General features: G+C 68.3%; 19 protein-coding genes. 7 read left to right on the top strand and 12 right to left on the bottom strand.

Features of this window, described 5'->3' with window-relative positions:
- Positions 1 to 113 precede the first annotated feature (113 nt).
- The 5 genes from OG504_RS12685 to OG504_RS12665 form a co-directional block, all read right to left on the bottom strand.
- Positions 114 to 656, bottom strand: coding sequence for an NUDIX hydrolase (locus tag OG504_RS12685; RefSeq protein ID WP_398851164.1), 543 nt, complete (start codon positions 654 to 656; stop codon positions 114 to 116).
- Positions 653 to 1042, bottom strand: coding sequence for a hypothetical protein (locus OG504_RS12680; RefSeq protein WP_398851163.1), 390 nt, complete (start codon positions 1040 to 1042; stop codon positions 653 to 655). Before OG504_RS12680 ends, OG504_RS12685 begins: the two co-directional genes overlap by 4 nt.
- A gap of 96 nt (positions 1043 to 1138) precedes the next feature.
- Entirely contained in the window at positions 1139 to 1984 is an 846-nt protein-coding gene (locus OG504_RS12675) for a helix-turn-helix domain-containing protein (RefSeq protein WP_398851162.1), read from the bottom strand.
- A gap of 27 nt (positions 1985 to 2011) precedes the next feature.
- The gene (locus tag OG504_RS12670; RefSeq protein ID WP_405989909.1) at positions 2012 to 2533 is read right to left on the bottom strand and encodes a DUF6879 family protein; all 522 of its coding nucleotides are present in this window, start codon (positions 2531 to 2533) and stop codon (positions 2012 to 2014) included.
- The gene (locus OG504_RS12665; RefSeq protein WP_067022411.1) at positions 2511 to 2741 is read right to left on the bottom strand and encodes a hypothetical protein; all 231 of its coding nucleotides are present in this window, start codon (positions 2739 to 2741) and stop codon (positions 2511 to 2513) included. Before OG504_RS12665 ends, OG504_RS12670 begins: the two co-directional genes overlap by 23 nt.
- Positions 2742 to 3283: 542 nt before the next feature.
- Here OG504_RS12665 and OG504_RS12660 point away from each other — a divergent pair.
- The 3 genes from OG504_RS12660 to OG504_RS12650 all read left to right on the top strand — a co-directional run bounded on the left by OG504_RS12660 (position 3284) and on the right by OG504_RS12650 (position 5322).
- Entirely contained in the window at positions 3284 to 3970 is a 687-nt protein-coding gene (locus OG504_RS12660; protein WP_405996319.1) for a DUF317 domain-containing protein, read from the top strand.
- Between the two features lie 120 nt (positions 3971 to 4090).
- On the top strand, positions 4091 to 4543 hold the full coding sequence (locus tag OG504_RS12655; protein WP_405989908.1) for a hypothetical protein: 453 nt from the start codon (positions 4091 to 4093) through the stop codon (positions 4541 to 4543).
- Between the two features lie 107 nt (positions 4544 to 4650).
- A complete protein-coding gene (locus OG504_RS12650) occupies positions 4651 to 5322 on the top strand; it encodes a hypothetical protein (protein ID WP_405989907.1) in 672 nt (223 codons plus the stop codon).
- A 60-nt stretch (positions 5323 to 5382) separates the two neighbouring features.
- Here OG504_RS12650 and OG504_RS12645 read toward each other — a convergent pair whose 3' ends face one another.
- The 5 genes from OG504_RS12645 to OG504_RS12625 all read right to left on the bottom strand — a co-directional run bounded on the left by OG504_RS12645 (position 5383) and on the right by OG504_RS12625 (position 10779).
- Positions 5383 to 7092 (bottom strand): relaxase/mobilization nuclease domain-containing protein, encoded by a 1710-nt coding sequence (locus OG504_RS12645; RefSeq protein WP_405989906.1) that lies wholly within the window; start codon positions 7090 to 7092, stop codon positions 5383 to 5385.
- On the bottom strand, positions 7089 to 7667 hold the full coding sequence (locus OG504_RS12640) for a mobilization protein (protein WP_405989905.1): 579 nt from the start codon (positions 7665 to 7667) through the stop codon (positions 7089 to 7091). Before OG504_RS12640 ends, OG504_RS12645 begins: the two co-directional genes overlap by 4 nt.
- A gap of 78 nt (positions 7668 to 7745) precedes the next feature.
- Positions 7746 to 9065, bottom strand: a complete 1320-nt coding sequence (locus OG504_RS12635; RefSeq protein ID WP_405989904.1) for a hypothetical protein — start codon at positions 9063 to 9065, stop codon at positions 7746 to 7748.
- Between the two features lie 92 nt (positions 9066 to 9157).
- A complete protein-coding gene (locus OG504_RS12630) occupies positions 9158 to 9853 on the bottom strand; it encodes an ATP-binding protein (RefSeq protein ID WP_405996318.1) in 696 nt (231 codons plus the stop codon).
- Positions 9850 to 10779, bottom strand: coding sequence for a hypothetical protein (locus OG504_RS12625; protein WP_405989903.1), 930 nt, complete (start codon positions 10777 to 10779; stop codon positions 9850 to 9852). Before OG504_RS12625 ends, OG504_RS12630 begins: the two co-directional genes overlap by 4 nt.
- A 513-nt stretch (positions 10780 to 11292) precedes the next feature.
- On the opposite strand from OG504_RS12625, the gene OG504_RS12620 reads away from it, so the two are divergent.
- From OG504_RS12620 to OG504_RS12610, 3 genes are all read left to right on the top strand, one after another.
- The gene (locus OG504_RS12620) at positions 11293 to 11550 is read left to right on the top strand and encodes a helix-turn-helix domain-containing protein (protein WP_405989902.1); all 258 of its coding nucleotides are present in this window, start codon (positions 11293 to 11295) and stop codon (positions 11548 to 11550) included.
- A gap of 234 nt (positions 11551 to 11784) precedes the next feature.
- Positions 11785 to 12108, top strand: a complete 324-nt coding sequence (locus OG504_RS12615; RefSeq protein ID WP_405989901.1) for a helix-turn-helix transcriptional regulator — start codon at positions 11785 to 11787, stop codon at positions 12106 to 12108.
- Between the two features lie 47 nt (positions 12109 to 12155).
- Positions 12156 to 13385, top strand: a complete 1230-nt coding sequence (locus OG504_RS12610; RefSeq protein WP_393758354.1) for a tyrosine-type recombinase/integrase — start codon at positions 12156 to 12158, stop codon at positions 13383 to 13385.
- Positions 13386 to 13671: 286 nt separating this feature from the next.
- On the opposite strand, the gene OG504_RS12605 is transcribed toward OG504_RS12610, so the two are convergent.
- A complete protein-coding gene (locus tag OG504_RS12605) occupies positions 13672 to 14841 on the bottom strand; it encodes a magnesium and cobalt transport protein CorA (protein ID WP_405989900.1) in 1170 nt (389 codons plus the stop codon).
- A gap of 159 nt (positions 14842 to 15000) precedes the next feature.
- On the opposite strand from OG504_RS12605, the gene OG504_RS12600 reads away from it, so the two are divergent.
- A complete protein-coding gene (locus tag OG504_RS12600; RefSeq protein ID WP_405989899.1) occupies positions 15001 to 16113 on the top strand; it encodes a winged helix DNA-binding domain-containing protein in 1113 nt (370 codons plus the stop codon).
- Positions 16114 to 16128: 15 nt separating this feature from the next.
- Here the strand turns inward: OG504_RS12600 and OG504_RS12595 are convergent, their stop codons facing one another.
- A complete protein-coding gene (locus tag OG504_RS12595) occupies positions 16129 to 16776 on the bottom strand; it encodes a LysE family translocator (protein ID WP_405989898.1) in 648 nt (215 codons plus the stop codon).
- Positions 16777 to 16842: the final 66 nt, after the last annotated feature.

The following is a 16842-nucleotide window of genomic DNA, read 5'->3' as shown; positions in this document are numbered from 1 at the left end:
GGTTGGTCCGGTGGTGCGGCGCTCGTACATTCAGCCTCTCCAGATGGCCAGGAGGATCGAACCGCCGAGTGCCAAGAGGCTTGCCACGTAGCAGAGTTGTTGGTTCCGAGGGCTCAAGGGGCACCGACCAGGTGGCCGTGAAGGCGGTCGCGGACCGACGGGATACCGATCTCCCCAAGGGGCATCCAGGCCGCCGCGCCGGCTTCGATCACCATCGGAGCGATGGCGCCGGAGTGGGCCCGGAAGAGGTATCTGAAGCCGATCCGGAGGCGGGGGCCGTACCTGTGTTGCCCCGCTCTGGTCACGTCGATCAGGAAGGGGCCATCGCTGTCGGGTTCCGTCCACACGTCCCGGATGCCGACCGCCTCGGCCAGCAGACGCAGGGCCGCCCCTCCGAGCGAGTCGTCCTGCTCCTCCGGCTCCGCTTCTGCCAGGGCGAAGGCACCGTTGTGCCGCAGGGACAGGACGCGATTGTGTTCGTCGACGATGACCGCGCCCGTCGTCACGAGGGGGCAGCGCCGGCTGTGGGTGCAGGTCCCGCGCTGTGCGTGGTCGCGGGCGGCGTCGTAGACCGGCATCAGCGCCATCTGCTCGTCAGGGTGCGCGTAGATGTAGTGGGACAGCTCCCGGACGATCTGGTCCTCCCGGATACTCACGGGGCACCGAGCCCGTGGCGCTGTGTGTAGATCCACAGGAGCCTTCGCGTGACGTCGGCGGCGTCCCGGAGGTAGATGAAGGCGCCGAACGACGGGGTCTCCGCGGTCGGACGGTTCTGCAGGTCGAGGAGCCGATATCCCTTGCGGAACAGCTCTCGTACGTCGTCGTCCTCGTCCGCCCCCAGGTCCTCACCGAGTAGAAGGTTGAGGTGTCCGACGATCTTCGGCAGGGCGGTGTCCATGTCCTTGCGGGTGGAGGTGGCCATCTGCATGGAGAGGGCTGCCTCGGTGCTTTCCGAAATCGTCTCGACGTCGACGGGGAGAACTTCGGTTCCCGCGCTGTCGGTTGCTCTCGATGCCTTGCCGCTACTTGCCACAGTGATCACCGTCTCGCCCCTTCAGTACGCGTTTCCGGCCGTGTCAGTAACGCTAAGAAGGGTGATGGGAAGGGCTCTACGAGTGTGCCGGAACTTGCCCGGCATTCACCCCAGGGATTCGATGGCCGCCGTGATGATTTCGCGTGCCGCCGAGCCGTAGACGGCAAGTTCGGCCAGTTCCGTGAACGTCTGGGCATACATGGCAAGTTCGTGCTTCTGCGTGACGGCGAGGTGAGCCGAGACGAGTTCGACGTGGACCGTGTGGTCGTCGTACAGGAAGAAGCCTTCGACGGGCCAGAGGCCGGAACGGTCGGCGTCCTCAGGAATGATGCCGATGCTCACCGAAGGCAGCGCCATAACGCTGAGCAGATAGCCGAGTTGCCCGGCCATCACCTCCGTTCCGCCTATGCGTTTTCGGAGTGCTCCCTCTTCCAGGAGGATCGCGAACGTGTGGTTGCCGTAGACGATCTGCTGCTTCTCCACGCGTACCTTGACGGCGGCCGGTACGTCATCAATGAGGCCGCGGCGGTTGCGAATTGAGGTGAGCAGTGCGGTGATGTAGGAGGCCGTCTGCACGGGGCCGGGAATGAGCCACGGGGAGTAGAAGCGGAAGCGCTGGGTGCGTTCCCACAGGGGGAGGACGGACTCCTGGGCCTGCTTCAGGCCGGTGCGCTCCAACCTGCGCCACTCGACGTACATGCCCTCGATGCCGCGGGCTGTCGAGATGAGATCCTCGGCCGCGCTCTCCGCACCGCAGGCAGCGGCCCACGCACGAAGGTCGCGCTCCGAGGGCGGACGTGTGCCGCTCTCGAAGCGCGAACACTTCGACTCGTGCCAGCCGAGACTGTTGGCCAACGCCCGTTTGGTGAGCCCGGCTTCGAGCCGGATTTCGCTCAGGCGTTTACCAAGAGCCCTGCGGGCTTCCTGGACGCTCGAAGATGGCGATGTCATGTCGCTGCGGCGGTGCTGTTCGAGCTATCAGGCCGACTCGGCCGGCTGGAACTCCGCGTGCGGTGTTGCCCGCGCCCACACGGCCTCGAAGGCCGACTCGCAGAGCTTCGCCACCTCCGGGTCGTCCGTGAGTTCCACCTCCATGTTCTCGCCTTCGCCGTCGAAGTGGTTGACGAGGACAAGGCTGGAGTCGAAGAGCCAGAAGTCGTTGCCCGGGAGCGCGAGGCCCGTTGCGTTTCGCCGGGAGAGCCAGCGCACGTGCTCGCCGGCGGCGATGTTGAGTCCGTCCGTCACGTCGTATTCGAAGCGGATGTACTCGCTGACGGGGGTCGAGACGACGCGGGCTCGGCGGACCTCGACGCCTCGTGAGGACGCCTCCGTGACGATGCCGTGCCAGTCGCCCCAGCGCTCGGCCGGGTCTAGCGTGATGCCGGCCTTCCAATCGATGAAGGCCGGGTCCGACTTCATGTACGCGTCGCGCATCTCCAGATGGACAGCCGTCCTCTGGCAGTCACGGAACAGCTCCTCAAACGTCGGGGTCCTCGTCAACCTTCTTCACCTCCAGGAAGAACTGCACCATGCGCCGGGGGATCTCCACCACCGACTCATGGCCGGGGATGTCCATCTGCCCGAGGCGCTCGATGTCCTCCACCTTCAGCCCCTGCACGAGGTAACTGTCCTTCTCCTCGTCGAGGTAGATGGTGGGGGAGCCGCCACTGGGACTCTCCGGGTCCTTACCGAGCTTACGCAGGGCCATGATGTCCTCCTCGGATGCCGGTAACGATCTCTGTGCCAGAGCTTGCCCGCAGCTGGGCCTTGAAGCGAGGAACTTGCCGAAACTTGCCAGGCGCGTATGGAAGTTGACCTTACGCGGCCGAGTCAGGGCAACGGAGAGCGGACGGGCTGCAGCACCCCCAGGGACGGCCGGATTCGATCGCTGTACGCCCTCCCTGGCACCGGACATCGTTCCTTTAGGGAACGCACCGTCCGTTCCTTGGGGGAACGTTCGGTCTGTTCCCTCGGGGAACACCTGTGACGCACTTACGCCCCCAGCTAGGGTCCCTCACACGGCTAGGTTCGCTGTCAATCGCCTCGATTGGATGGCGACGGATGCTAGTTCGCCGGAGGCAGACAGGGAAGATCCCGAAACCACTGGTGCTCTGTGGATTGGCATGTCAACGTGGACGACCGTCCGAAACCCCAGGTCAACGACGGTCAGTAACCCATCCCGAGGGCACGGAGGCGCCCCTGTATCCGCACTATCCCAGTGATTCTTCCCGTACTGACTTGCCGGACCCGGTGTACTGGGTGACCCCACGTCACCTGGCGGGTGACGACGGCGTGCTCGCCGAGCGGATCGGCGACGCCTTGGTCAGTCTCGGCTGGAGCATGTGGCCCACCTCGCGCCACACCTTGCTGTATGTGAGCCCGGACAGCCTGCGCGGCGCCGAGTGGATCCTCGCGGCCTACCCGTTCGAGCTGGGCGGACTGCCTGTTGCCTGGCAGTTGAGCGCCCGTCCGCACGCCAACTCTGCGATGACGGAGTGGAACGCGTACTTCACCACTGGCGTCCCGTACGAGGCGCTCGCCGATTTCCTCGTGGCGATTGATGCCTGCGAGGCACCCGACACCGACTTCGGCGGGGCCGAGACGGTGCTCAATGCGCTCAGTGCCCAAGGCTGGATCCGTGACGTGGATCGCCCCTACACCACCGCCACGGACCTCGGGCTCTCCGGCTGGGTTTCCCTGGAGCTGATGCCACCGCTCATCCAGGACGCCGACCCGCGTCCTGACCTGTCGGGATGGCAGGCGTGGGGGGAGCCTGTTCTCGGCGCTCCGTACCTGTGGTGTGCCAGCTTCAGCGCCGGCGTTCCGAACGGCCTGGTGGCCGCGTTCATGTCATCGCTTGCCTCACCAGTCCCGGTGCCCCGCCACAGCGTGCCCAAGAGCGCCGAGGGGCGGCTCACAGTCGTCCGCCGTAGCTGACGATCCACGCCCTGGCGGAAGCGTAGGTGTGCTGCTTGTCGCAGATTTCCCGGCGCAGCAGCAGGTCAGACGTATGAGGCACGTTCCCTGCGCTCGCCCGATGACCGAGAGGAAGAGATCTTGTTCTTTCGACGCGCTCGCGAGGACCGCGCGTTCCGCGAAGCCCAGCGTGCCAGCCACGCGCTGCTCCTGCAGTTGCAGGCCACACAGCCGTGGGGCGACTTCCCCGAGTCGACCCAACTGTTTCCAGCACCGGCTGCGGAGGGACCGGCGGTGAGTGACCTCCCACCGCCAGAGTTGCGGGTGCCGTCCCGCCAGGAGGTGGCTGGGCTGATGATGCGCTGGGAGCAGCCGCTCGTCATCGGCGGCGAGGTTCGTACGTGCCCCGAGTGCGGCGTGTACCGGGACTGGATCGTCTTCTGCATGCGCGACGACTCGATATGGCTGCGTTGCCGGGCCGGGCACGAGACGAAGGAGCCCGGCCTGGATGCGGCCTGGTACAACCGCAACTCCGGTCCTGTCGACCGGTTCCACCCGACCCTCGAAGAGGGCCTGCGCCACCTCGGCCACTGAACCCCCGGATCCCCTGCGCCCCTTCTCGCTGCCGGTGCCCGGAGGCCCGGCTTGGTCAACCCATCCGTTTCGCAGGCCACTTAGGGGTTCACTTGCGTCTTCACACCATGACCGTCCTCAGCCTGAGCGCCCTCGCCGTCCTGGCCCTGGAGGGCTGCTCGATCGGCAGCACCTCCTCCACCGACCCGTCGTCCGCCGCGACCGCCGCGTCCAAGGACGCCTCGGCGCCAGCCCCGCTGTCTTCGGCCCAGCTGGACAAGCGGCTTCTGGACGAAGGCGACTTGGGCGAGGGGTACGACCGCACGCCGCAGCGCCCCGCCGCACACGACGACGTGAGCGTGATCGGCTGCCCGGCGCTGGAGAAGCTCGGCGCTGACGCGGCGACCGGTGCCGGACTCGACTTCTCACGCAAGGCGAAAGCGTCCTTCGCCTACGTTGGCGGCGGCGGTTCCGAGGTCTCCGAGGAGTTGTACAGCGACAGCGCCGCGAAGCTGTCGAAGGGCATCGGGCAGATCTTCGATGCGATGGTCTCCTGCCGGACGTACCAGGTGATGTCGGGCAGCACCGTCATCGACATGGGCACCCGGGTGACGGCCGCGCCTGATCTGGGTGACGAGCAGTGGAGCCAACTGCTCACCTATTCGATCGGCGAGCAACGCACCGTCGTCAAGCAGACGGCGATACTTGTAAGCAACGTGTTGGTGATCGTCTCCGGCTTGCCGGGACTTGTGGACGCCAACCTGGAGAAGGCGGTTACCAAGGTCCAAGTCGCCTTCTGATTACTCGGCTTGCCGGTGCCCTTTGTCTTTTTGGCAGAGGGCACCGGCGTATGTGCTGAATCACCGTGTCTGGCTGGACCGGTTATCCCGGCTTGGGGCGGGCGGGACAGCGCGCCTGCTGCGCTTGGCGGCATAGGGGGTGTGGTCGGGCATTGTGGTGGCGTCGGCGGGCAGGTCGGCCATGCGGCGCAGCCGCCACACCAGCACATCGCTGATCGAGTCTGCGGTGCCCAACTCCCGTCGTCCGGCAGCTTCCGTGAGCAGCGTGGCCGGGTCGTGGCCGGCGCTCTCGGTGTCGGCGAGGGTGGCTGCGAGGGCGTGCCAGCCAGGCTCGGCCAGGATCTGTTCGGCCAACTCGGGTACCGCCGCGCGGAGATGGGCGGCTTGCTTGTGTCGCAGGGGCTGAGACAGGCGCCGGCCTCGCTGGTACAGCACGCTCAACGGGACGTCGGCGGCGGCCCGGTAGGCGGTGCGCAGATGTTCTGCGGCCTGGCGGGCTGCGGCTGCCTGTTGAGCGTGCTCCTTCTTGGCGTGCCAGTGGGCGGCAGCGGTGACGAGGAAGAACAGCATGTCGATCGCCATCGCGGTGGTGGCTCCGTCTTCCCCGCGGCCAAGCGCGGGGCCGCTGTAGGTGAGATCGCGGGCGGCCTGGCGCAGGGCACGGTCGTGCCCGTGTTCGGCCCTTACGTGGGAGCGGGTGGCCCGCTCGAATACGGCGGCGGCCTGACGCAGTTCGGTGCGGGTGTGGGCGGCGGAGGTCTTGGCGAGCGCGTCCAGGATCTCCCCGGCCGCCGAGATGCGCGCGGCCACCTGGCCGTCCTCACCATTGTCGATGACCAGCACCGCCTGCCACGCAGCCGTGGCTGTCCGACGCCGCGCGGTCGCGGGGCCATTCGGGGCTTCGGCGAAGGGTGCGTCCGTGCCCCGGTTCGGGGTGTCGACGGTGAACCGTTTGCGGATGCGGGGCAGGGACAGGTCGGGGGAGAGCGTGGAGCCCGCGTAGAACACTGGCTCCTTGTCACCGTTGCGGTTGTCCGGGAGGGCGACCTTGTAGCCGAGCAGGTCGCCGGAGGGCGCGGCGCGCTTCCGGATCAGCAGGCCGGCGGCAGCCAGCCGGTCGAAGAACTCCCCCTCGCTCGTGGCTCCTGCCACTGCCCGCCGTACGGTCTCGCGCAGTTCGTCGCGTGCCGGTTGCTGCCTGCCTTCGCGTTCGGCCTTGTGGCGTTCGGCGCTGGTGGTCCGCTTGGCGGCCGTGCCGTCACCGGGCGAGACCTGGTGCAGACCCAACTCCTTTTCGATGAGGCGGCATTCGGCCTGGGCGCGTTTGCCGGAGCGGTGGTGGTCGGGGCGGCGGCCGTCTTCGCGGACGAGGGTGGCGATGATGTGGATGTGGTCGTCGGAGTGGCGGACGGCGGCCCAGCGGCAGCCGGCGCCGTCGCCGGGGTCGATGCCGGTGGCGGCGACCACGCGGCGGGCGATGTCGCCCCACTGCTCGTCGCTGAGGATCGGGTCGTCGGGAGCGGCGCGCACGGAGCAGTGCCAGACGTGCTCGTCGGGACGTTGGTCTGGTTCGAGGAGTGCCAGGGGCTGGTCGAGGAGGTGCTGGAGGTCTTCCTTCGTCACCGAGGGGTCGCGGCCGGGGTCGGGGGCCATGCCGTCGAAGGAAGCGACCAGGTGTGGGTCGATGTGTTCCTCGTGGGTGCCCTTGCCGTAGAGGTAGTTGAGGAGTCCGAGGGTTTTGCTTCCCTGCTGGTGGATCCGGGGGATCAAGCTGCCTGCTCCTCCTGCCCGTTGGTGACCCTGTCGGCCGCCCGCTGGACGGCCTGTGCGGCGCGCTGTAGATCTGCGAGGGCCGCGGCGAAGTGAGGTGCGTCGGCACCGGAGTTGAGGGCCTTGGCGGCTTGGTTGACGTTGCTGCCGGCCCAGCCGAGCTGACGGCGTACACCGAACAGGGCGGTCAGGATGTCCCGTTCGGTGGCGATGGCTGCCGCGGTGCGGGACTGGTCGCGGGCGGAGGCCAGGGCGGAATGGGCGAGGAATCCGGCCACGCTCATGCCGACGTGGTCGGCGCCGGACTGGATGATGGCGAGTTCTTGTTCGTTGAGGCGGACGCTGTGGGCGGGGCGCTGCTTCTTGTCGCGCGGGCGGGATTTCCCCTTCCTGGCCCTGCCCTTGCGGCTGGCCCTGCCTGGCTGCGGTCCGCCCTCGGCCGCAGCCTTCCCGTCCGGCGCCCCCTGGTGCTGGACGGACCCCGTCGCCCCTGGGGCGGGGTCGGGTTCGGGCGCTCCCCCTGCGGGGGAGTGTCCGAACCTCCAACTTGCTCCCGATGGCGCTGAGATGGTCATCTTCCTTTGGACTGTGGGCAGTTCGTGGTTCGAGCCGTGCATTGAGTGTTCTTCCTTGGGTGTTGAGGTCGGAGCGGGTCAGTGGGGATGGTCGGCGTGAGCGGCCCTCAGCTCGGCCTTGACGGTGCGGACGACCTCCCCGGCGGTGTCGCTGGCGACGCTGTAGCCGTCCTCGCGCACGGTGTTTTCCAGCAGATCGCGGGAGAGACGTCCGGTCTCGCCTTGGATGCGGTGGGCGTAGGAGGTGAGAACTTCCCGGGTAGCGCGCGGTTTGGGGCCTGGGCGGTTCGGCTTCGCCCGCGTGGCCTTGCCCGGATCGGTATCTGGTGGTTCCTCGCCCGGATTTGGTTCTGGGCTCGTGGTGGTGTGGGCGGGCTGGTGCGGGCGGTTTTCGGGCTCCCGGCGGGCGGTGTCATCGCCCGCGTCGCTCTCGGACGGGCGGCCCGGATTCTCGGTCCGCTTCGTCGCTACGGCGCGCGGGCGGGCAGCTGTGGAGCTGACCGTCCTGCCCGTGGCGAGGGCGGGCCAACGCCGGGGCAGCGGAATGGAGGCCAGGGCGAGGGCCTGTTGGCGGGTGGCGAGCTTGCGCAGCAGCAACTCGTCCTGCCGCTCGTCGCGGTCGACATTGGCCTGCTCCAGCGCCTGGTGCAGGCGGCGGGTGAGGCGCCGACCTCGCCACTTGGAGCGCTTGGCGGGTGGCATGGTCTCTGCCCGGAGGATCAGGGTGACGGCTCGGTCGAGGGCGCGCTCGCGGATGATCCGGGCGGCGTCCGCGTCCCGGTCGGCGATTCCCAGGCGGGCCAGTAGCCGTTCGCGTGCCTGTCGGGCGATGACCGCGGTCAGGCTGCGGGAGTCGGTGTGCGGGACGCGGTTGCGTAGTTCGATGCCCATGGCCAGATGCCAGAGCAGGGCCGCCAGGACCGGGCCGACGAAGGCCCGCACGGTTCCGCCGACCAGCCCGGACTCGGCGTAGGCGGGCACGATCTGCACGCCCGTGATCACCCAGGTGAGGGTGCCGGGCAGACCGGGTGCCTGTTTCGGGCCGTTGAGGTTCGCCCGGGCGAGCAGGGCGGTGGAGAACAGGGCGAGTTCGGCGGCGGCGAACATCGCCGCCCGTTCGATGCTGCTGCCCATGTCGAGGTAGTCGGCGGCGAACCGCCAACTGGTGTCCGCGCTGTAGGCGGTACAGCCGATCGCGGCGATGGCAGCGACCCGGACCGCGGCGGTGCTACGCCGCTGCTCGGAGTCCCGCTTCCGTAGGCGCCGCCGTAGGGACCATGCGACGGACAGGGCGACGGCGACCAGGACCGCGACGGCCACAGCCGCAGGGATCCAGTCCGGCAAGGCGGGTATGCCGATGCCGTTGGCGCTGATGAGTGTGGTGGTGCCAGGAGTCATGCAGAGGCTCTCCATGGGCCCACGCGAGCGAGGGCATGCCTCTTGCGTGGGCGGGGTGAGGTGAGGGCGAGGAGGGAGACGCGCGGTTGCCGTCAGGCAGCGGGCGCGGTGCGGCGTCGGTCCGATCCGGTGAGGATGACGCGCTCGGTCATCTCGGCCAAGCGGGAGGCGACGCGGTCGCCGAGTGCGGTGCGCAGCTCGGGGATCGGCAGGTTCGTGGTGATGAGGGTGGGGAGCATGTGCTCGTACCGGTGGTTGATGAGCCGGTAGGTCAGCTCCTCGGTCCACTCGCTGGTCTTGGCCGCGCCGAGATCGTCCAGGAGCAGCAACGGGCAGCGGGCCAGCGTCTGCAGCTCCCGTTCGCCGTCGTGGCCGGCGCGGGGGCGGAGTCGCGCGTGCAGGTCAGCGCTGGTGGTGGCCTCCCAGCGCAGGCGCACCCCTCGCGAGAGGAGGGCGCGGACGGCGCCGTATCCCTGGTAGGTCTTGCCAGTGCCGGTGGGGCCGGCGATCAGCAGCGACGGTCCTTCGGCGATACCCGGTCCGCCGGGACCAGGGCGTCCGGTACGCGCGATCCGGTCGGCCCAGGCGGTGATCTGCGGGTGGTCGGCCAGGGCGTGGCGGTAGCGGGCGGGGATGCGGGCGTCCGCAAGCTCCAGGGCGGTGACCGGTTCGGCCGGCGGTTCCTGGGCTGTGACCGCGGGGTCGATGCCGCGCGTGGCCAGGATGCCGTTGAGCCGGTCGACGATCGGGCCGACCCGGTGGGGCTCGCGGGTGAGGGTGGCGGTCAGAGGTCACCTCCGTAGGCGGCGTCGAGGTCGGCGGGGTTCGTCCATGCCCTGTGGGTGGTAGGCATGGGCGCCGCGTTCATGACCTCGTGGACGAGACTCGGCAGGACTCTTGGCGAGAGGCCCTTGGCCCGATGGCGTTCCAGGGCGGTCCGGAGGTGGGCAGGGGCGATGTCCTCGTCGAGCAGCCTGCGCACCTGTTCGCCGAGCTGGCTCAGGAAGACTTTCGGCGGGCGGTGGTTGCACGCGCTGACGTACTCGGCAAGGAGCTCCCTGGCCGAGAGGGTGTCGGGCGCGTGGGCGCTTGCGCCCCCCGAAGGGGTATTTCCTAGATCCACGGTCCTAGGTCCTAGATCCGGACGGTGAGGCGTCACCGCCGAAACGGGGAGGATTCCTGACTCCCTCACGGACGGCTCCGTGAAATCGCTCTGACCTGCCGGTTTCCTATCAGATCCCGAATGCGGCGCAGACTCGCGCGCTTCACGGGAGGTCTCACGGAGGGTTCCGTGAGGCGAGGGTGCGAACTCCGTGACGCTCGCCTCCGCCACCGGCGCGTCGACGATTGACCGGGTGCCGGACGAGCCGATGTGGCGAGGGCAGCCGGGCAGACGGCTCATGCTCGGCCGGTTGATCTTCTGATGCCGGTGCCACGTGACGACGTGCAGGTACCGCTTGTCGTCCGGGCCCTTGTAGCGGCAGATCAGACCGGCGTCGGCGAGCTGCGCGAGGTCCGTCTCGACGTCGGAGGGCGTGTGGTCAGGGCGCAGGACCCACAGCTGCCCGGCAATGATCGCGGCGTGGTCGCGGTGGCGGCCCTGGTCGTCGGCCTGGGTGAGCAGGCCGAAGAAGGTGCGCTCGGCGGTCAGGGAGACGGCGGCCAGGGACTCGGAGACGAAGGCTTCGGGCTTGATGGTGCGGATTCGAGCCAAGAGGGGCGGGTCCTCACTCGGTTGCAGGTGGGCAGGAGCCCACGGCTCACCGTCGATCGGCGGTACGGGCGTACGGGTTGGGGGAGTTGACCGGCCGGCGGCGCAGGGCGCGTTGATGGCCGCTCGCGCTTTCCGGGGGTGTCGTCAACATAGCCACACCCAAGTCGCACAAGTCCAGCCCCATCCCGCGCAATCTCTTACGGCAGAAAGGCAGCTGTAAAAGCAGGCGGTAGAGGGCGGTGGCAAAACGGTAAGGCACGATCGCCGGTTGACCAAATAGTTGTGCCGGTTTCCGAGCCAGAAGCATCACGTCGGGAAGCCGTTGACGTGTCGGCGACGGGCAAGCTACAACACAACACCCCATGTCGCAGCAGTCGCTGAGCGGCGATCGGCGCGGCGGCTCTCGGGTCATGTCAGCCCGGGGAACCGCTCCGCATGCGGACAACGCAGGGGGGAACATAGACCACGATCGCCGGTTAACCAAACCGGCGAATGGACGCTACAACTGGAGCCATGCCCGCACGCTCATTGGAAATCGGCCCCGCAGGAATACGGGCGGCCCGCACCATCGAAATCCTCCGCACCGAACGCGGCTTGTCGCAACGCCAACTCGCCCGCCACGTCACGGCACTTGGCCACCCGATGTCAAACACCATGCTCTCCCGCATCGAACGCGCTCAGCGGCGGTGCGACATCGACGACCTTGTGGCTCTCGCTGAGGCACTGCACGTCCCACCTCCAGTGCTCCTCGGAGATCCCACACTCGTCTGACCTGCCTCCGGAGCTGGATTCACAGTCCGGGGACCGTCGGTGAGTGCTTGCTTCGGGCCGTACGGCTCGTACTCGCTGGGGCGTATAGCACGAGATCCCCGGTTACCGAAACCGGGGATCCTCCGCACCATTGATGGTGTTCGCCAACCGCGCTCGGCAGAGAGCGCCCCTTTCCAATGTCGCGCCGCCTGGCAGACCACACCCACCCCCGCGCCACACCCACGGAGGCCAACCATGCCTGCACGTCCGCCTTCTGCTCCGAAGCCGAGTTCTATCCAAGTTCCGGATGCCACCCCCACAACACGCCAGGCATTCCTGAGCGTGAAAGATGCCGCCGAATACCTCGGCCTGTCCCCGCACACCCTCTATGTCTGGCGGCATCGCCGAAACGGCCCGCCCAGTTTCCGGATGGGGTCGCGTGGTCGCGTCATGTACCGGATAGAAGCGCTCGACGCCTGGATCCGCGAACAGGAGCAGGCCGACTCACGTTCCAATACAACCCTGAGCCCATTGGGTGCCGCACCGCAGAAACGCTCGGACTACGCCACGGGCGCCTGACCCCGGGCTGACTCCTACCGCACGCAACCTGCCATCGAGGGAAGTATTTGGCCGGCTACATAGAAGACCGTTGGATCAAGAAGAAGAAGGACCCCGACACCGGCAAGCGGGAACGCACCACCCGCTACGGCAAGGGCTCCCGGTACCGAGTTGCCGGTATCCCTGGTGTCCGGGACAAGTCCTTCGACGTGCTCGAAGACGCCAAGGCGTGGCTGCGCAGGGCCGGCACCGACAGCGAACGTGGCGAGTTCGTCGATCCCCGCGACGGCTCCATCACGCTGGACGACTACGTAACACGCTTCTGGCAGACGGGAGTTCGCGGTGCGCCCGGCACGATCAAACGCATCGACGAACGCGTCCGCCTCCACATCCAGCCTCAACTGGGCACCGTCGCCCTGCGGGACATCAGCCCGGCGGTACTGCGCGGATACATCGCCGCGCTGGAGAAGGAACTGTCACCGCGATACGCCCGGCAGATCCTCGGCTCGCTCTCGAACATCTTCGAGACCGCCATCGACGACAAGCGCCTGGTGCGCAACCCGATGCGGGCCAAGTCCGTGCGGTGGCCCAAGGCGCCGGAGGACCAGAGGGAAGCCTGGCCCCTGGAGACCGCGCAGCGCGTACGGGACGCGATCAACGCGCGCTACCGCATTGCCGTCGTGCTCGCGCTGGGCTGTGGGCTGCGGCAGGGTGAGGTCTTCGGTTTGTCGCCGGAGGACGTTGACTTCGCCCGTGGAGTGCTGCGCATCCGCCGACAGGTCCAACTCCTCGGCGGGCGGCTGTACTTCACCCTGCCGAAGGGCGGCAAGACCCGCGTCGTCGACATGCCTCCGTCGGTCGCGGCGGCCCTGGCCCAGTACTTCATGGAGTACCCGGCGGTCGAGGTGGAACTGCCGTGGGGCGGCCCGGAGCCCGACCGGGAGACGAAGAAGTTCCCGCTCGTCATCACCACGACGTACGGCAACGCCCTTCGCGCGAACATCTTCAACGTAGAGGTGTGGAAGCCTGCCCTGGCCGCCGCCGGCGTCATCCCCATGCGGCAGAAGAAGGGAGAGCGGTGGAAGGCGTCGCGCAAGGACGGCTTCCACGTGCTCCGGCACACATACGCCTCGGTCATCCTCGAAGCGGGCGAGTCCGTCGTCACCCTGGCCCGCTGGCTCGGCCATTCGAGCCCGACGATCACCCTGGACTACTACGCCCACTTCATGCCGGAGGCCGGCGGCAAGGGGCGAGGCGCCATCGACGCCCTGATCGGCCAGCCTGCACTGGCCGCGTAGACGTCCTCTCCGCACAACCCACGAAACGGGTGGGCACAGCGATCTGCTGTGCCCACCCGTTTCGGCGTTCCACAAGGGAAGTCGGCTACTCTCCGTGCCGATCAATGCTGCCAGCCTGCGCTTCAGCGGCGAGGCAACCGCAGGTCAACGCCCGCGATCGCAGGAGACCGCGCAGATTGGAGCGCGGCCCATTCTCCCCAGATTCTCCCCAGCGGCCTCGGAAGCGCCGTCGGAGCCCGCGATCCGGGCCGCAGCCACTCCCGGGAGCGCCTCCGAGGGCGATTACTCAGAGCCAGTCTTTCCGCTTGAAGATGACGTACAAACTGGTGCATACGACCGCCATCAGGATGATCGCGAAGGGGTACCCAAGCACCCAGTGCAACTCCGGCATCCGATCGAAGTTCATCCCATAGATCGTCCCGACGAGCGTCGGTGCGAAGAGGATGGCCGCCCAAGAAGAAATCTTCTTGATCTCCTCGTTCTGCTCGAACCCCGCCTCCGCCAACGCCCGCATCTCCGCGTTCTGTTGCTGGGTGACCAGGGTGGCGTTCACCGTGAGGATGTCCGTGAGGGCCTGGCGGAAGCCGTCCACTCGTTCGCTGGTGTGGGTGACGTGGTCGGCCACGTCGCGGAGGTAGCGCTGGAGTTCCTCGTCCGTGCCGTACTTCGCGAAGCCCGCCATCAGGCTGTGCAGCATGCCGACCAGGGGGCGGGTGGCGCGCTGGAACTCGACCATTTCGCGGGAGAGTTCGTAGATGCGGCGGGAGACCTGCGGTTCGCTGCGGAAGACCTCCGTCTCGATCTCGTCGATGTCGGTCTGGACGCCGGCGACCACCGGCGCGTAGCCGTCGACGACCGCGTCGAGGATGGCGTACAGCACCGCCTCGGGGCCGAGTTTCAGCAACTCCGGGGATTCCTCCATGCGTTGGCGGACCGCGGAGAGGTCGGGGGCCGCGCCGTGCCGGACCGTGATCACGAAGTCCGGGCCGACGAACACGTGCAGCTCGCCGAAGTCGACCTCCTCCGTCGTGTCCAAGTAGCGGGCCGCGCTCAGGACCACGAACAGCGTCTCGCCGTAGCGCTCCAGTTTGGGCCGCTGATGTGCCTCCATCGCGTCCTCGACCGCCAGCGGGTGGAGGTCGAACTCCGCTGCCAGGGAAAGGAGTTCACTCTCGGTGGGGCGGGCGAGGCCGATCCAGGCCATGCCGGACGGCTGTTCGCGCAGTTCGCGGAAGGTGTCGGCGAGGGTGTCCGGCGCCGAGACGCGCACGCCGTCCCGGTACAGGGCGGCCTGGACGACGCTGCCCGCGTCGGACGGTTCCGGGGGCGGCGCGGCGGTCGTGGACGCCGGAGTTTCGGGTGCCGGCTCCGGAGGCGGGGCGGGTGTGCGGCGCCAGCCGGGGCGTCGGCCGGTCCTGCCGTTCTTCGAGGTGGGGCGGGCGCGTCGCTGGGGCATTCGCGGCTGCCTCTCGGTCGAACCTACGTCTCCGTGATCACGGAGCAGGAGCAGCAGCAGGATATACGGGGCAAACGACCTGGGCGTATGAACCGGGGTCCCGGATTCGGTGAGAGTTGCGGACAGAGGGTGTCCGCAATCGCCCGTAGCGTGGTGAGCGTGACCAAGGCGAAGACCTCGACCACCGCTCCCGTACTCGACCCGCGCGCCCTCAACCGCGCCACGCTCGACCGGCAACTCCTCCTGCGCCGCTCCCCGCTCTCCGCCGGCGCCGCCGTCGAGCATCTCCTCGGCCTCCAGGCCCAGAACGTCAAGCCGCCGTACTACGCTCTCGCCGCCCGCCTCGAGGGATTCGCCCCCGAGGAACTGTCCGGGCTGATGGCCGAGCGCGAGGTCGTCCGGATCGTCACCATGCGTTCCACCATCCACACCCACACCGCCGCCGACTGCCTCACCCTCCGCCCCCTCGTACAGGCCGCCCGTGATCGCGAACTCGGCAATTTCCGCAAGGGCCTCGTCGGCGTCGACCTGGACCGGCTCGCCGTACTCGCCCGCGAACTCGTCGAGGCCGAGCCACGCACCATGAAGGCGTTGCGCGAGGCGCTCCTCGTCGAGTGGCCCGACGCCGATCCGCAGGCCCTCGGGATCGCCGCCCGCTGCAAGCTCCCGCTCGTCCAGGTCACCCCGCGCGGGCTGTGGGGCCGTAGCGGACAGGTGGCGCTGACCACCGCCGAGCACTGGCTCGGGCGGTCCGCCGAACCCGCACCCACCCCCGACGCGACCGTCCTCCGCTACCTCGCCGCCTTCGGCCCCGCCTCCGTCAAGGACATGCAGACCTGGGCCGGCCTGACCCGGCTCCGCGAAGCCTTCGAGCGGCTCCGGCCGCAGCTCGTCACTTTCTACGACTCGAACGGCGTCGAACTCTTCGATCTTCCGGACGCGCCCCGGCCCGACGCGGACACCCCGGCCCCGCCGCGTTTCCTGCCGGAGTTCGACAACCTGCTGCTCTCCCACGCCGACCGCACCCGCGTCGTACCGCCCGAGTACTGGGGCCGCGCATGGTGGGGCAACGTCGCCCATCGCACGTTCCTCGTCGACGGATTCCTCGCCGGGGTCTGGAAACTCGACGGCGACCACCTCGTCGTCGAGCCCTTCGGCAAGCTGACCAAGGCCCAGCGGGGTGAGGTGGTCGCCGAGGGGGCGCGGATGCTCGACACCCTGCACAAGGGGACGTCGTACGACATCCGGTTCGGGACGGTCGTACAGCCGTAGAACCCGCGAACCGTGTCAGTCCGCTCGGCCCGTCACCGCGACCGTCACGCCCAGGCCGATCATCGTGCAGCCGCCCGCGCCGCCGATCAGGGAGAGGCGGCGGTCGGAGCCGGCGAACCAGGTGCGGGCGGCCGAGGCGGTCAGGCCCCACAGGGTGTCCGTGACCAGGCCGATGGAGATGGGGATCAGGCCGAGCAGGAGCATCTGGAGCGGGACGTGGCCCGCGGAGTGGTTGACGAACTGGGGGAGTACGGCGGCGAAGAACACCACGCCCTTGGGGTTGGTGACGCCGACCAGGGCTCCGTCGAGGACCGTGCGCAGGTCGCCCCGGGGCTCTTTCCCAGGAGCTGTCCGCATCGCGGACGCCTTCAGGTCCTTGCGGTGGCGGAACGCCTGGACGCCCAGGTAGATCAGGTAGGCCGCGCCTGCCAGCTTCACCGTCAGGTAGATCGTGACCGACCGTTCCACCAGCGCGCCGATGCCGAACGCCACCGCCGTCACCAGCAGATACGAGCCGATGACATTGCCGAGCGCCGTCTCCACCGCCGTACGACGGCCGTGGGCCAGTGCGCGGCCGATGACGAACAGGACGCTCGGGCCCGGGATCACGATCACCAGCAACGACATCGCGGCGAAGGTGAGGAAACGGTCCGTGGACACCATGCGATCACTCCCATCCGGCGCTCATTGAAGCAGGCGGATGCGAGTCCCCTCTAGGACCGGGACCGG

Source organism: Streptomyces sp. NBC_00986 (genome assembly GCF_045162565.1).
Lineage (GTDB): Bacteria > Actinomycetota > Actinomycetes > Streptomycetales > Streptomycetaceae > Streptomyces.
The sequence above is the reverse complement of the archived record's forward strand: the minus strand, read 5'-3'. Positions and strand labels throughout refer to the sequence as shown.